14 protein-coding genes are annotated in these 14,590 nt (G+C 43.2%); 9 read left to right on the top strand and 5 right to left on the bottom strand.

What is annotated here, in order from left to right:
• Window positions 1-49: 49 nt before the first annotated feature.
• The gene (locus K401_RS0105320) at window positions 50-919 is read right to left on the bottom strand and encodes a hypothetical protein (RefSeq protein ID WP_024291985.1); all 870 of its coding nucleotides are present in this window, start codon (window positions 917-919) and stop codon (window positions 50-52) included.
• 252 nt (window positions 920-1,171) lie between these two features.
• Here K401_RS0105320 and K401_RS33915 point away from each other — a divergent pair, with 252 nt between their 5' ends.
• The 3 genes from K401_RS33915 to K401_RS0105305 all read left to right on the top strand — a co-directional run bounded on the left by K401_RS33915 (window position 1,172) and on the right by K401_RS0105305 (window position 4,329).
• Entirely contained in the window at window positions 1,172-1,336 is a 165-nt protein-coding gene (locus K401_RS33915) for a DUF255 domain-containing protein (protein ID WP_166435255.1), read from the top strand.
• A gap of 38 nt (window positions 1,337-1,374) precedes the next feature.
• Entirely contained in the window at window positions 1,375-3,234 is a 1,860-nt protein-coding gene (locus K401_RS0105310) for a thioredoxin domain-containing protein (RefSeq protein ID WP_024291984.1), read from the top strand.
• A gap of 129 nt (window positions 3,235-3,363) precedes the next feature.
• A complete protein-coding gene (locus K401_RS0105305; protein ID WP_024291983.1) occupies window positions 3,364-4,329 on the top strand; it encodes a choloylglycine hydrolase family protein in 966 nt (321 codons plus the stop codon).
• A 371-nt stretch (window positions 4,330-4,700) separates the two neighbouring features.
• Here K401_RS0105305 and K401_RS0105300 read toward each other — a convergent pair whose 3' ends face one another.
• Both K401_RS0105300 and K401_RS0105295 read right to left on the bottom strand, forming a co-directional pair.
• Complete coding sequence (locus tag K401_RS0105300; RefSeq protein WP_242837943.1) at window positions 4,701-5,690, bottom strand: 2-dehydro-3-deoxygalactonokinase; 990 nt, start codon at window positions 5,688-5,690, stop codon at window positions 4,701-4,703.
• Between the two features lie 8 nt (window positions 5,691-5,698).
• Complete coding sequence (locus K401_RS0105295) at window positions 5,699-6,334, bottom strand: bifunctional 4-hydroxy-2-oxoglutarate aldolase/2-dehydro-3-deoxy-phosphogluconate aldolase (RefSeq protein WP_034619898.1); 636 nt, start codon at window positions 6,332-6,334, stop codon at window positions 5,699-5,701.
• A 339-nt stretch (window positions 6,335-6,673) separates the two neighbouring features.
• Here K401_RS0105295 and dgoD point away from each other — a divergent pair, with 339 nt between their 5' ends.
• The 5 genes from dgoD (at window position 6,674) to K401_RS0105270 (ending at window position 11,807) form a co-directional block, all read left to right on the top strand.
• On the top strand, window positions 6,674-7,825 hold the full coding sequence (dgoD, locus tag K401_RS0105290; RefSeq protein WP_024291980.1) for a galactonate dehydratase: 1,152 nt from the start codon (window positions 6,674-6,676) through the stop codon (window positions 7,823-7,825).
• An 18-nt stretch (window positions 7,826-7,843) separates the two neighbouring features.
• Window positions 7,844-9,166, top strand: a complete 1,323-nt coding sequence (locus K401_RS0105285) for an ABC transporter substrate-binding protein (protein WP_024291979.1) — start codon at window positions 7,844-7,846, stop codon at window positions 9,164-9,166.
• A gap of 66 nt (window positions 9,167-9,232) precedes the next feature.
• Window positions 9,233-10,123: a carbohydrate ABC transporter permease gene (locus tag K401_RS0105280; protein WP_242837942.1), complete on the top strand. Its 891-nt coding sequence runs from the start codon at window positions 9,233-9,235 to the stop codon at window positions 10,121-10,123.
• Window positions 10,116-10,952, top strand: coding sequence for a carbohydrate ABC transporter permease (locus tag K401_RS0105275; RefSeq protein ID WP_024291977.1), 837 nt, complete (start codon window positions 10,116-10,118; stop codon window positions 10,950-10,952). The genes K401_RS0105280 and K401_RS0105275 overlap by 8 nt, the downstream gene beginning before the upstream one ends.
• 36 nt (window positions 10,953-10,988) lie before the next feature.
• A complete protein-coding gene (locus K401_RS0105270) occupies window positions 10,989-11,807 on the top strand; it encodes an IclR family transcriptional regulator (protein ID WP_024291976.1) in 819 nt (272 codons plus the stop codon).
• Between the two features lie 47 nt (window positions 11,808-11,854).
• Here K401_RS0105270 and K401_RS0105265 read toward each other — a convergent pair whose 3' ends face one another.
• On the bottom strand, window positions 11,855-12,934 hold the full coding sequence (locus K401_RS0105265; RefSeq protein ID WP_024291975.1) for an amidohydrolase family protein: 1,080 nt from the start codon (window positions 12,932-12,934) through the stop codon (window positions 11,855-11,857).
• Between the two features lie 79 nt (window positions 12,935-13,013).
• Entirely contained in the window at window positions 13,014-13,673 is a 660-nt protein-coding gene (locus K401_RS0105260; protein WP_024291974.1) for a helix-turn-helix transcriptional regulator, read from the bottom strand.
• A gap of 398 nt (window positions 13,674-14,071) precedes the next feature.
• Between K401_RS0105260 and K401_RS0105255 the strand changes: the two genes are divergently transcribed.
• Entirely contained in the window at window positions 14,072-14,590 is a 519-nt protein-coding gene (locus tag K401_RS0105255) for a peptidylprolyl isomerase (protein ID WP_024291973.1), read from the top strand.

The following is a 14,590-nucleotide window of genomic DNA, read 5'->3' as shown; positions in this document are numbered from 1 at the left end:
GTATGGGACTAAATCCTGTGATAATAAGGTTTGCATAGGCCAGAAGCAATCAATTTTCCCAATAATTCTGTGTGGGCAAATAAAACTGCTGTATATCACTGGATTGAAGCTGAGCTTCGAAGTGATCAGATCCCGTTGCATGTACAGCCGGCATACTCAACACAAGGCCGTCAGGCTTAAGAAAACAGGAAACATTATCCGGTATGCTGAAAGGGTCAGCTGTTTGATATTCCGGCGACTGCAGCTTAAGCATTTCCGGAAAACTTGCTTCATCATATGAGGTTACCGGATCCGTGGGGAAGAAAGCCTTATCAAAAAACACCTTTTCAAAATCTGCATCGGTTGTATATAAATCCTTGAGCGTGATCTCTTTCAAAGACTGAAGGTCTATATTAAGAGGAATCAGGTTACTGGCAGGATATGCACTGCTTTCAGCATAACCCGATCCCCAAAAAACAATGCTGATTATTTTACTGTTTTGCAATGTAACTGCGGACTGATAGTCAATGGTTAAGCCGGTATCACCGGAGAATAGAGATGTATCAATTTTTGCAAAACTTTGCACTTTATCATAGATTAATGTGTTTAACGCATCTGAATCATTGCCGGAGAAACTTGGATATTGAATTTTTATAGTGCTGTTTTTATTGGGTACTTCTGTATACAGTAACATTTTGTAATCTCCGGATGAAGATTTAACACTGCTCGTCTGATCTTCTGAAATGATTGGACTGGAAGATAGCTGTAACGGTTTTTCGCTTGATGCCAAAGAAGAAGCAGATTCGTTGGAAGAAGGTTCGGAACTGGCTGGTGTAGTGAAAGTGCGGCTGTTGTTTTGGGAACAGGCACTAAGTATGGACAGAAGCATAAATGAGAGCAGGACAACAACTGCTCTCTTAGAATAATGGAAATGTTTCATGGCAGCCTCCTAAGTTATTGCATTTATTCAACATTATACATTACCCTCCCTCTTATTGCAATTATGGGTAAAACGAAAACAAGGAAAGGCCGGCTTGTTCTTGGTAAAGAAATAAGAGTTCGTTCAAACAATGTCTGCGGAAATGACTTGTACCCCGCCATTTGAGAAAGTATAATATAGGATAGAAATGGGGACGCTATCAGAATAAAAAGTAAATTCCAAATATATGCAATTCTGAAAGGGGGTGGTCTTGTGGACAATTATAAAGAAACACCCAATAGATTAATCAAAGAAAAATCTCCCTACCTGCTGCAGCATGCTTATAATCCAGTGAATTGGTATCCATGGGGGGAAGAAGCATTTGAGAAAGCGAGGCAAGAAGATAAGCCTGTTTTCCTATCTATTGGGTATTCGTAACTTGTCTGCTGTAGTTGACTTGTCATTGGTGCCATGTAATGGCTCATGAATCTTTTGAAGACCAGGAGGCGGCGGAGGTACTTAACAAGTATTACGTGGCCATAAAGGTGGACAGGGAAGAGCGGCCGGACATTGATTCGGTATATATGTCAGTCTGTCAGGCCCTTACCGGTTCCGGGGGATGGCCTCTTACGATCATTATGACGCCGGAACAAAAGCCTTTTTACGCCGGGACCTATCTGCCTAAATATTCAAGATGGGGCTCTGCCGGACTGCTGGATGTTCTTGCCTCCATCAGGAAGCTTTGGGAAAATGAGAAAAGCAGGCTGCTGGAAGCAGGAGATGAAATAACCGGATATTTGAACAAGGAAGAAACTCCTTCAGAAAATGAGGGAAAAGAACCAGGAAGGGATTTGTTTTTATCGGCGGCAAGCTTATTAAAACGGTCCTTTGATGAGAAATGGGGAGGCTTTGGAAGTGCTCCCAAGTTTCCCATGGCCCACAATCTGATTTTCCTCTTAAGACATCATTATTTTGAAAAGGATAAAGACGCTCTTCTGGCAGGGGAAAAGACCCTTAGGCAGATGTACAGGGGCGGAATATATGACCACATTGGAGGCGGTTTTTCCCGCTATTCCACCGATGAGAAATGGCTGGTACCCCATTTTGAAAAAATGCTGTACGATAATGCACTGCTGCTTTATGCCTATACGGAAGCATTTGCCATGACCGGGGACAGCCTTTACGCCGGGGTATCAAGGGGAATTATCCGCTACATCCGGGAGGTGCTGACTGATGAGCAGGGTGGATTTTACTGCGGTCAGGATGCTGACAGCGAAGGTGTTGAAGGAAAGTTTTATACCTTTCAAAAAGAAGAGATCAAACAGGTTCTTAAGGATGATGCAGAAGAATTCTGCAAATGGTTTGGAATTTCAGAAAAAGGAAATTTTGAAGGAAAAAATATTCCAAACCTCATTGAAAATGAGAATTACCATACTGGAAGCAAAATATTAGAAGATTTGTGTAAAAAACTTTATGATTACCGGATAACAAGAACAGTCCTTCACACAGATGATAAGATACTGACTTCCTGGAATGGGCTTATGATAGGAGCACTTGCAAAAGCATATCAGGTTCTGGGAGATGACTGGTGTCTGAATGGAGCTAAGGAATCACAACAGTTTATAGAGAGGAATCTGACCTCTGATAAAGGAAGGCTTTTTATCCGCTACAGGGAAGGCCATGCAGTTCACGACGGGCAGCTTGACGATTACGCCTTCTATGCCTTTGGTCTTTTGGAACTTTATGAAGCTTCCTATGACATAAGGTATCTTAATATTGCTTCTGAAATATCGGAAAAGATGCTGGAACTGTTTTTTGATGAGGCTAAAGGCGGCTTTTATATGTATGCTCATGACAGGGATAAGCTGATCAGCCGGCCCAAAGAGCTATATGATGGAGCCCTTCCCTCCGGAAACTCTGTGGCAGCCTATGTGCTGGAAAAACTTTATCATCTGACCGGGAAAATAAAATGGCAGAGCGTTCTTGAAAAGCAGATTTCTTTTTTGACACAGGAGGTAAAGAAAAGCCCTGCGAACTATTGTTTTTCGCTGCTGGCATTTCAGGGAATTCTTTATCCGTCCACTGAAATTGTATGTGTTTCCGCTGAAGATTCTATATTAAAGGAAATACAGGACTTACAAAAGATCCGGACGCCGGAGATGAGTGTGCTTTTAAAAACGCCTTTGAATGAGAAAGCCCTGTCAGATGCTGCTCCTTTTACAGCGGATTATCCGGTCCCTCCTGCTGGCAGTAATTATTATATCTGCCGTAACGGAGCGTGTATGAAGCCTGTAGAAGGCATAGAGGAATTAAAAAAAGCGCTGCAGTCCCTATAATTGAAAGCCTGGACCAGTCTGCCCCTTGGCAGATTGGCCGGGCTTTTGTTTCCTCTTATTTTACATACATAAAAATTACAGGCTCCCATATAAATAAGTAAGCAGTTTACAAAATGGGAGGTAGTTTGTATGTGTACAGCACTCACCTTAAAGTCCCGGCAAGGAGAGACTTTTTTTGGAAGAAATATGGATTTTTCTTATGATATTGACCCTCATATTTACATTGTTCCAAAGGATTATGAATGGGATAATGTTTTAAGTATGGAAAAAATCCATAATGCCTACAGCTTTATCGGTATTGGACAGGAACTGGAAGAAACTCTTGCTTTCTTTGACGGGGTAAATGAAATGGGGTTTGCGGCGGCAGCCCTTTATTTTGCCGGTTATGCAAAATACGATGCCATGCCGGAGGCCGGGGCAAGGGAACAGATAGTATCCTTTGATTTTCTTCATTATATTTTGGGAAGATGTGCAAATATCAATGATTTACAGGAGATGCTAAAAAATATCTCAATCGTGGGCTTTGAGGATCCGGTAACCCAGACTGTTGCACCATTGCACTGGATCGCGGTGGACCGCAGCGGTGAGTGCGTTGTCATTGAGCTGACGGAAAAGGGGATAGAATTGATTCCAAATCCAATGGGTGTTATGACCAACAGCCCTGATTTTCACTGGCACATGACTAACTTAAGAAATTACATGGGAGCGACGCCCTATCAGCCCGAGGAGGCTTGCTGGGGAAATGTCCGATTGACGCCATTTGGACAGGCGGGAGGCACCCAACTTCTGCCGGGAGGCTTTACATCTCCGGAGCGATTCGTCAGAACCGCTTATTTAAAATCATTTATTCCAACACCTCAAGACCGGATGGAAGCGGTGATCTCATGTTTTCATATAATGGAAAGTGTTACCATACCAAAAGGTGCTGTCATAACAAGGCTGAATACTTATGATTACACGAAATATACAGCCTTCATCAACACAGCTACCTGCGAATATTTTTTTAAGACCTATGACAATATCCAGGTGGGAGCGGCAAGCCTTTTTGAAAGCTGTATCCAATTTCCGGGGCTTGTGAATCTGGGGGGATTATAGAAGGCAGTTAATTACAAAACTTATTCTGGATCATATGGGATGTACATAGAAAAATGGCGTATTGCATGGCTGCCCTTAAGAGCTGGTCATGCAATATGCCATTCAAAAAGTTGTTTCAAAAAGGGAGGAGAGCTGATAATAAATTATCAGCTCGAGTATTATGAAAAAAAATCTTATAAGCAATTTGTTTTTACATTTAAAGTATATCCATGAAACATGAAGAAATCATGTTGTTTGTGTAAAAGGTTTTTGAATGAAATTTAAACAAAGTATGAACGATGACACAGTTTCACTGAAAATTGAGAAGATTTGTTTTCTGCAGGTAAAGGAATAGAACAAAGAATGCTTTAATAACCGTTTTTCTTTCACATTTAATCGTATAGAAGGCTTAAAAATCCTTCCACAGAAAACGGACAATCTTGTCTTACGGGCACTTCCATGATCTGAAATTGAGGAAAAAATTTTTTTACAAGTGCAGAAAAAATTTGATACTGCATATGGGGACCTGCTATGGCAATGGTTCCTGAAGAATCTTTCATAATCTGAGCGATCGCATCCATAACCCCTCCATTTAATACCCCTTCCATATAAGAAACTCTCTGAGCCAGAGTGGACTCTGCAAATAAGTCCATGCTGCGGATCACGTAGAGCCCGCGGTTAAAGCCATATTTATGAATAATTTCATATCCCATGCATACCAGTTCAGGTATAATTTCCTCGGCTATTCCTCCGGTCAGACTGGAACCTAAGATGGTCTCGCTGACAATGGCGTGGAACAACTCGCCTGTTATGGTGGAAGATATGTCTTCAATCCTGCCGTCACAAAGAAACGCTGTCTGTGTATGGGAACCCGGCAGCACTATGATGCTGTGGCCTGCCGCCAGCTCCGGACAGCGGTGAAGTATGCCGAAAATTTCAATTTCCTCCCCACGCATGTTGTTTGCCAGGGCAACGGTATCCAATGAGGCAGTCACGCCCTGAGGAAGTGTTTTAAGGCCTGGGACAATATGAATGATACGGTTGAAAAATTCTGTATCTTCATAAGCTGCAATGCTGTCTTTTAAGGTTTTGAAATCCACTGGTAAGGATAAGTGTTCAATTTCAACCATGCCGGAAGAGGAAGAAACCATACCGGACATGTAGATGGCCTGGACATCCTTGTCTCCAAGGTTTTCTTCCTGAAGAATTTTATGATACAGTCTTTTTAATGCCAACATAAGAACCGTTCTGTCATGCTTTAGTGCGGAATCCCGTGACCCAACCGGAATGTCTACCCTGCGTATGATCTGATGGCAATGTATGAGGTAGGCACGTGTATTAGTCGTACCGGAGTCAAAATAAAAGTAATACAAGGAAAGCACCAACTTTCTTATGATGTTTTTGCTGCATAAGCGGCCGCAAGTGAGCGGACCGCATCAAAATTATGCTGTGCCACCGCCTGCTTGTCTACAATGTTGGAGCCAATGCCAACGCAGCATGCACCTGCCAGAAAAAATGAAGTGATATTTTCCAGATTCACCCCGCCTACGGCAGCTATAGGAATATGAGGCAAAGGCCCCCGGAGTGCTTTGATATAATCCGGCCCGGCAGAATCGGAAGGGAATATTTTTACGATATCGGCTCCTGCCTCATAACATTGTGCTATTTCAGTTGCTGTAAAGGCGCCTGGCATGGAAAGCATACCGAGGCGTTTGGTTTCCCGGATGATGGATAAATCCGAATTTGGAGAAATAATAAAGGCAGCGCCGGCTTCATAAGCGGTGTAAAGCTGTTCCATTGTCATAACGGTACCGGCTCCAAATAATACCCGGTTTTTAAATTCCCGGCTAAGGCTCCGGATCATGTTTCCGGTGATGCTTGGAACAGCCGTCTGGTCAAAAGTGACTTCGGCAAGGCCAAGCCCTCCGGCATGTATGGCTTCTACGGTTTTACCCGCATCATCCAGACCGAGTCCCCGGATAATAGTGATAATGCGGCCGACCCGAATTCGTTCAAAAGTTGTCATGGTTATAACCTCCTGTCAGCGGATAACCTGATTCTGAATAGTGTTGTTCTTATATAAGGACTGAGTTTGTAATACTGGAATTATTATAGGGCTTTTCACAGGAATATGTCAATAGCTTTTTATGATAATATGCTTTTTATAAAAGAAAATGCCGGAAGTATCTCATCTAAAACATTATAATAAAGTAAATAATGCACAAATAAAGTTATTAAATTTACTTTTTTGCAGTTGACATACACAAAGACATGGGTTATGATACATATGCGAGCTATATAAGGAACTGAGTTCTGTATTACGAACAACAATAATAAGGCAGAGAAAGGAATGGATGAGTTTAACATGAAAATCACAGACATGAAGCTCTATTTTATGCCTCACCGTTTTCTTCTGTTAAAGGTGGAAACAGATGCCGGTATCAGCGGCTGGGGAGAACCCCTTGTGGAGGGAAGAGCAGCTACTTTGGAGACCTCTGTGAAGGAGTGGCGTGACTACTTTATCGGAAAAGATCCATTGAAGATTGAGGAACACTGGCAGACTATGTACCGGTGTGCTTTTTACAGAGGAGGCCCGGTAATGATGAGCACCATTGCCGGTATTGACCAGGCACTGTGGGACATCAAAGGCAGATATTACAATGCCCCTGTTTATGAGATGCTGGGAGGCAGTGTGAAGGATAAGGTTAAGGTTTACAGAAGCATTCACGGAGATACTCCGGAAGAGGTGGCAGCAGATGCAAAAAAAGCGGTGGAGGAAGGCTATACGGTGATCAAGACTTCTCCGACCGATGCGACCCATTATGTTGATACATGGAGTGGGGTAACCAAGTTAATGGAAAAGGTAGGTGCCATCCGTGATGCCATTGGCTATGATGTGGATATGGCAATCGATTTCCACGGACGTATCCATAAACCTATGGCAAAGGTTCTGACACGTGAACTGGACCAGTTTCATCCGTTATTCATAGAAGAACCGGTATTACCAACGAATAAAGAAGCGTTGAGAGAGATTGCAAAATATACGTCCGCGCCCATTGCCATTGGAGAGAGGATGTACAGCCGCTGGGATTATAAAGAGCTGTTTGAGCAAGGGTATGCGGACATCATTCAGCCAGACCTGTCTCATGCGGGAGGTATCAGCGAAGCAAGGCGGATTTCCGCTATGGCAGAAGCCTACGATGTGGCAGTAGCGCCTCATTGCCCCTTAGATGCCATTGCATTTTCAGCCTGTATCCAGATGGATGCAGCCACTCCTAATGTTGTTTTGCAGGAACAGAGCATAGAGATCCACGATGCAAGCGATACCAATCCAAGAATTAATTTCTTAAAAAATAAGGAAGTGTTTGATTTTAAAAATGGCTTTGTTCAGATTCCATCAGGCCCGGGGCTGGGAGTTGAGGTGGATGAAGATCTGGTGATAGAGCAAGATAAAAACCGTCATAACTGGAAGAATCCAATGTGGAAGACTTATGACGGAACCCCCATTGAATGGTAATAAAAAAGGAGGAAGAACATGAGAAAAAGAGGTTTTGCATTAGGTTTATCGGCAGTTTTAATGGCAGGCCTGCTTGCTGGATGCAGCGGCGGCTCCCCATCCACAGCATCGGAACCCAGCCAGTCTGAATCAAAGGAAACGGAAGGTAAACAGGAGGATGTAACAATTACATATATTTCTTCCACGATTCTGGAGTCTCCGGAAGGAGACTTTGAAAAAAAGTGCATTGAAGAGTTTAATGCGCTGGATAATGGGATTACGGTTGAAGTGGAGGGAGTCAGCGCCAATGATCTGATGAAAAAGTATATTACCCTGGCGACCTCCAATGCCATGCCTGACTTTTTCCTGGCAAATCTTTTGGACACAGGTACTATTGTGGATATGGGGCTTGCAGCAGAAGCGGCCCCGATTTTTGGAGAGGATTACATAAAGGGAATTGAGGGAGCCAGTCTTGCAAGTGCCAGCGTGGATGGAACTGCCTATGCAATACCATGGTTTGGAGGGGCTTCCGGCGTCCTTTACCGCAAGGATATCTTCGATGAAAAGGGTGTGAAGGTTCCTGAAACATGGGAAGAAATGGTTGAAGCCTCCAAGGCTTTAACAGGTGACGGCAATTATGGAATTACTCTGGTAGGAACAAACAATGGTTCCGGTGCCGGCAGATTTCAGTATGTACTGCGTAATTTTGGCGTAGATGAGTTTGCCCAGAATGCCGAAGGAAAGTGGACCACAGATATTGGTTCACAAAAATACATTGATGCATTAAGAGCCTATACGGATTTGGATGTGACCTATAAGACTGTTCCTCCGGGAGTGATTGAGACGGATTATCCCACCGCAGTGAACCTGTTCTCTTCCGGTAAGGCTGCTATGCTCATTACCGGCTCTAATGCAATTGGAGCAATTACATCCCAGGTTCCGGAGTTAAAAGGAAAACTTGGTTCCTTCCCTGTACCGGCAGTAGAACGATCTGTCAGCACTCCTGGTGGTTTCGGTTATTTTATTACTCCAGGCAAGCACGAAAAAGAGTCAGCAGAATTCATTAAGTTTATGTTAGAAAAAGACAGAGAAATTGAATTTTCAGTTATGACAGGACGCCTTCCAACCCGAATAGAGGCTCTTGAAGATCCTGAAATTAAATCTATGCCGGAATTAGAGGGATTTTTAAAGGCCCGTCAGACCATATATGAGACACCGGCAATCACCGGTTACAGTGAAATTAACGATGTGCACGGGGAAGCCTATCAGTCCGTATTTACAGGCGAGTCTACCGTGGAGGAAGCGGCTGCAAAAGCTCAGGAAAGAGCAGAGAAAATTTGCGGGTCAGCAAACGAAGGTTAACAGGAAAGGAGGCCGGTCTGCTTTTCGGCAGGCCGGTTTTTCCCGCGATATCAGGAGGTCGATGGCTTGAACCAAGGGTTGAATAAAAGAATGAACCGGTTAAAAGCCCGTGTCACTGCCTATGGCTTTGTAACACCGGCGGTCATTACGTTAGCTTTATTACTTTTATATCCGTTTTGTTATGGAATTTATATCAGCTTTTTTAAAACAAATCTTGTAAATAAGTGGAATTTTGTTGGAATCAGAAATTATATTGCCGTTTTAGGAGAGTCAAATTTTTATGCCAGCATGAAAATTACATTGATTTTTACCGTAGGCGTGGTGGCAGGGCATTTTATATTTGGATTTTTATTTGCATTAATGCTTAACCGTGAAATCAAAGGAAGGACTATCTTCCGTGCTATTTTATTGCTTCCCTGGCTGTTTCCGGAAGTGGTTGTCGCAAACTTATGGAGATGGATTCTTAATCCTACTATGGGTTTTTTAAACAGCGCTTTCGTCTCTCTTGGTGTTTTGCAGGAGCCTATATCATGGCTGGGATCCCCCAGACTGTCTTTGGCAGTTTTGATTTTTATCTGCATCTGGAAGGGATATCCATTGGTCATGATTCAGCTTCTTGCAGGCTTGCAGACTGTTTCCGGCGAGATTATTGAGGCGGCAAGAATTGATGGGGCCACCAATTTTCAGACCTTCTGGTATGTGACCATTCCCAGCATGAAATCAACTTTATCAGTAACCCTGATCCTGGATGTAGTGTGGTGGTTTAAGCATGTTACCATGATCTGGCTGCTGACTCAGGGAGGTCCTAACGGAGCTACCAATACAATTGCAGTGGATATTTATAAGAGGGCATTTGAATTCTTTGATTTCGGGCCGTCTTCTGCGCTGGCAGTGGTGGTATTTCTGATTTGTGTGGTGATCAGTATCCTGCAGAGGAGGTTTTTAAAGGATGAATAAACAGAATAAACGTATCAATGGATTTTGCTACATTGGACTTACCTTTGGCAGCCTGATTGTTCTGATGCCAATTATTTATATGCTGTCTACATCCATGAAATCGATCAATGAAATCATGACCAGCTCGGCGGTAACTTTATTTCCCCAACGGTTTTCTGTTGAGGCATATAAGAATGTCATTACGGAATATCCTTTTTTTACTTATCTAAAGAACAGTGTTTTTATTTCCGTTGCATCAACCTTGGCTGCGGTGTTTTTTTCTACCTTGGCAGGTTATGGGTTTTCACGGTTCCGGTTCAAAGGAAAAGGGGCCATCATGATGTTTATTCTTGTAACCCAGATGTTTCCTGCAGTTATGCTGTTTGTACCATATTATAAGCTGCTGACTATTTATGGCCTGGCTAACACCAGAAGCGGAATTGTGCTGGTGCATATTGCAAGTGTGATTCCGTTTTGCACCTGGATGATGTATGGATTTTTTAACAGCATTTCCAGAGAACTGGATGAAGCGGCAAGAATTGACGGCTGCAATCATTTTAGGATATTTTGGAGAATTGTAGCTCCTCTTACATTACCGGGATTGGTCTCCACTACGATTTATGCTTTCATCCAAAGCTGGAATGAGTATATGTTCAGCATGCTGAGCATTACAGCAGAAAAAATGAAGACCCTTCCGGTTGCCATCGGCCAGATGGCAGGCTATGATAAAATCATGTGGAATGACCTTATGGCGGCTTCTCTGCTTTCCAGCTTACCCATTGTGGTCCTGTTTATTTTCCTGCAGCGTTATTTTATCAGCAGCATGACACAGGGAGCGGTAAAAGGATAATTAGTACTTGTACTATAGGAAAAAAGTGTGTACAATATGGTATATTATGGAATGAGAGAGGGGAATGAAACAGTGGCAAAAGAGGAATTCCATCGCGCAACCCAGCGTGTCATAGAGATGTTGGAGCGGCTGACTTTAGGTCCTGCCCAGGGAATGACTCTGACAGAGCTTGCTTCCGAACTGAACGCGCCCAAAAGCAGCTTGCTTCCGATTGTACACACGCTTTATAAACTGCATATGCTTTCGCTGAATGTGGATACAGGACGCTATTCGATAGGCTACAAGGCTTATGAAATCGGGAACTCCTATATAAGAAGAGGCGGACTGACCATTGATATCCAGTCCCAGATGAAGATGATCGTGGAAGCATGCGGGGAAACCTGTTATTTTGCACAACTGGTAGAAGGGGATGTATTCTATCTATACAAAGTAGATTCCACAGAACCTGTTCGTTCCGTGGTTTCACCAGGACAGCGTCTTCCGGCGTATGCCACGGGAATTGGAAAAGCACTGTTGTCAGGAAAATCAAAAGAGGAAGTCATACGGTTATACCCGGAAGGATTAAAAGCACTGACTCCCCATACGATCACAGAGATGGACAGGCTATGCTACCAGTTGGATGAAATCCATAGAAACGGGCTGGCGTTTGAGTGCGAGGAATCCACCCAGTATGTCAGATGCATTGCAGTTCCCATCCGCCGCGATGAGGAAGTGATAGCCGCTATGAGTATAGCCATGCCGGTATTTCGATACAACCCGGAAAAGGAATCCTTAGTCATCAGGCTTTTAAGAGAAGCTCAGATCAAACTGGAGAGGCTGTTAAAAGATGCCGATTTAAATGGAATCGTGATATAATAAAAAACCGCCAAAGTGCGGTTTTTTATTATATCATTGCATTGAAATCAAAACATGGCTTTTCCATTTAAAATAACTCCGTCCGGTTGGATTGCTTTGTGGAAAATGCGGGAATTACCCTGACAGTCCTCATAGGTTTCCGTATGGTCAAGGATACGGAAAAGGGTTGCATTTTTTACATTCCGTAAATCGCACCAGTCGGTAAGTCCCAATGCTTTGGCAGGTCCGGCGGTCACTCCGTACATGATTTCCTCCAAAGGAACACCGCAGCCGTATAACTTTGAGAGGAGGCAGCCCATATTTTTGACCAGTTTTTTGACTGAGGACTGATGTAAGTCCGTACCCATGAGAAGGTGTGGAAGGGGATGCTTTAAGGCATTTTCAAATACATGAAAATCAAAACTGCTGCTTCCATGGCCAATATCCAGCCATACACCTTTATCAATCAGCTTTTGGAGGGCTGTTGAAGGAGTACCGTCCGGGTTCCAGCAGTCCTTACCCCTCCCGTTAAACACATGGGTAATAATATCTCCTTTTTCAAAGTATGGCTCCATGTCCTTTAAATAGGGCGGATTTCCGCCTGCATGAACCATCATAGGGACCCCGGCCTTCCTGGCGGCCTCACTTGCCAGCTTTAAGGGTTCCAGGCCCTCGTGCCGGATTGTCTCACTGCCCATGCGCACCTTAACACCTGTGATCAGGTCTATGTGATCCCGGATAAACTGGGCACAACGGTCCCCATTAAGGTACTCCATGGCATTGTAGTCGTGATGAAATATAACCCCAATAGGGCTGATGCATAAAAATAGTTTATACTTGGTTTGTATGGTCGGAGCAACATAGGTGGTAAAGCCATGGTATGTAAACTCTCCGACGGTTCCTGCATCCACTAAGAGACAGGTGCCGGTCTTATAACCGATGTCATCGGCATTGGTGCCAAACAGGCCGAAACCATCAAAAATATGTGTATGCATATCAATCCATCCCGGACTTAAAAAAAGGTTTGATTCTGCTGGGCCGTCATTCATGTGGTCAACATGATAAGTCTGGTCTTCTCCATGAAGTAATCCATTGCAGAATTGATTTCTGGAAGCATCATAATACCGGACCACTTGGGGGGTATTCATAAGAGGGCTCCTTTCCCATTAAAAACTGATTCTCTCCAATATCCACAGAGTTCCTCGTAAATACTCATAGTTTTTAACCTTATTCCTTTTTTTCGGTTCTGGCCAGATCCAGATAGTTATAAAGGGTAAATCGTGAGATTTTCAGATAATCACAAACACGGTCGCTGGCTTTTGTGATTAAAAAAGCACCTTTTGCATCCAGATAGCCAACAAAACGTATTTTTTCATTACGGCTCATTTCCTCCACTGATTTTTCACTTAATTCTGCAGCCTGTCCAATCAGAAAATCAAGGACATCGCTGATATTACCGGCAAATGTTTCTTTTTCCTGCTTTTTAGGCTCTGCGTCCGGAATATAGCCGTTATATTGATGCAGAAAACCTTCCATGGCGATGGTCTGGGTAATATCAAGATTAATGCACAGAGAACCAATTGCCCGTTTGTCCTCATCATACAGAAACATTGTGGAGGAACGGAGGATTTTTCCGTCTGGTGTATGTACCACATAATTGTAACGGTCCCCATCTTTTACCTCCCCGCGAAGCACTTCCAGGCCAAGGTTGCTGCCGCAGTCTCCTACCTTTCGCCCGGTAATATGGCCATTACGAATATCCACAACGGTGTGGGCATAATCTTTCGTTAAATCATGTAAAATTATTTCACACCGATTGCCAAATTGGTTTTCTAACATACTTAATAACTTTTGCCAGAAATCCCAATTATCATAAATGGATTTCATATAACACCTCCTTTTACTTTTATAAGCTTTGCAATTGTCTTTATTTTATCATTTATTCTAAATATGGTCAAACAAAATGTTTTAAAGATAAAGAAAAACTTTATATATATCGGCAAATAATAAAACAAAAAGTTTGATATATACTATTTTTGTCAGATCACAAAGAGGAGGAATCTAAAGCAGCGCTTTTGAAAAAGCCGGTAAGTGTATGTTTTCAAATGGGGCTGTACAAACCCATGAGTATTTGATAAAATATAGCCATATGCGGAATCTGACGCAAAAAGTGCCTTTACAGGCATACCTTTAAGCCCGGAGAATACGGGTAGGGAAGAGAAAATACCTTACAGGTATACCTTTATGCCAAAATATATGGGCAATAAAGAAGAAAGGGAAAAAACATGAAAAATCCGGTTGTTACGATTACAATGGATAACGGCGATGTAATGAAAGCAGAGCTTTATCCGGAAATTGCACCAAACACAGTAAATAATTTTATCAGTCTTATAAAGAAAGGCTTTTATAACGGACTGATCTTCCACAGAGTTATCAATGGATTTATGATTCAGGGCGGCTGCCCGGAGGGAAGCGGAACAGGCGGCCCCGGCTATTCTATTAAGGGAGAGTTCAGCCAGAACGGCGTTTCCAATGCATTCAAGCATTCAGAGGGAGTGCTTTCCATGGCAAGAGCCATGCACCCCGATTCTGCCGGCTCCCAGTTTTTCATCATGCACAAGGCATCTCCCCATTTAGATGGCTCTTATGCTGCATTTGGTAAGATCACGGAAGGCATGGATATTGTAAATAAAATTGCTGATGTGAAAACAGATTACAATGACCGCCCTATGAAAGAGCAGAAGATCCAGTCCATGACCGTGGAGACCTTTGGAGAAGAGTATCCGGAACCGGAGACCTGCTAA

The organism is Lacrimispora indolis DSM 755 (assembly GCF_000526995.1).
GTDB lineage: Bacteria > Bacillota > Clostridia > Lachnospirales > Lachnospiraceae > Lacrimispora > Lacrimispora indolis.
The sequence above is the reverse complement of the archived record's forward strand: the minus strand, read 5'-3'. Positions and strand labels throughout refer to the sequence as shown.

What these genes read in the sequence shown, in the direction of transcription:
- K401_RS0105320 (WP_024291985.1), bottom strand. Translation starts at nt 919, where the DNA reads ATGAAACATTTCCATTATTCTAAGAGAGCAGTTGTTGTCCTGCTCTCA.
- K401_RS0105310 (WP_024291984.1), top strand. Translation starts at nt 1,375, where the DNA reads ATGGCTCATGAATCTTTTGAAGACCAGGAGGCGGCGGAGGTACTTAAC.
- K401_RS0105305 (WP_024291983.1), top strand. Translation starts at nt 3,364, where the DNA reads ATGTGTACAGCACTCACCTTAAAGTCCCGGCAAGGAGAGACTTTTTTT.
- K401_RS0105295 (WP_034619898.1), bottom strand. Translation starts at nt 6,334, where the DNA reads ATGACAACTTTTGAACGAATTCGGGTCGGCCGCATTATCACTATTATC.
- dgoD (WP_024291980.1), top strand. Translation starts at nt 6,674, where the DNA reads ATGAAAATCACAGACATGAAGCTCTATTTTATGCCTCACCGTTTTCTT.
- K401_RS0105285 (WP_024291979.1), top strand. Translation starts at nt 7,844, where the DNA reads ATGAGAAAAAGAGGTTTTGCATTAGGTTTATCGGCAGTTTTAATGGCA.
- K401_RS0105275 (WP_024291977.1), top strand. Translation starts at nt 10,116, where the DNA reads ATGAATAAACAGAATAAACGTATCAATGGATTTTGCTACATTGGACTT.
- K401_RS0105270 (WP_024291976.1), top strand. Translation starts at nt 10,989, where the DNA reads ATGGTATATTATGGAATGAGAGAGGGGAATGAAACAGTGGCAAAAGAG.
- K401_RS0105265 (WP_024291975.1), bottom strand. Translation starts at nt 12,934, where the DNA reads ATGAATACCCCCCAAGTGGTCCGGTATTATGATGCTTCCAGAAATCAA.
- K401_RS0105260 (WP_024291974.1), bottom strand. Translation starts at nt 13,673, where the DNA reads ATGAAATCCATTTATGATAATTGGGATTTCTGGCAAAAGTTATTAAGT.
- K401_RS0105255 (WP_024291973.1), top strand. Translation starts at nt 14,072, where the DNA reads ATGAAAAATCCGGTTGTTACGATTACAATGGATAACGGCGATGTAATG.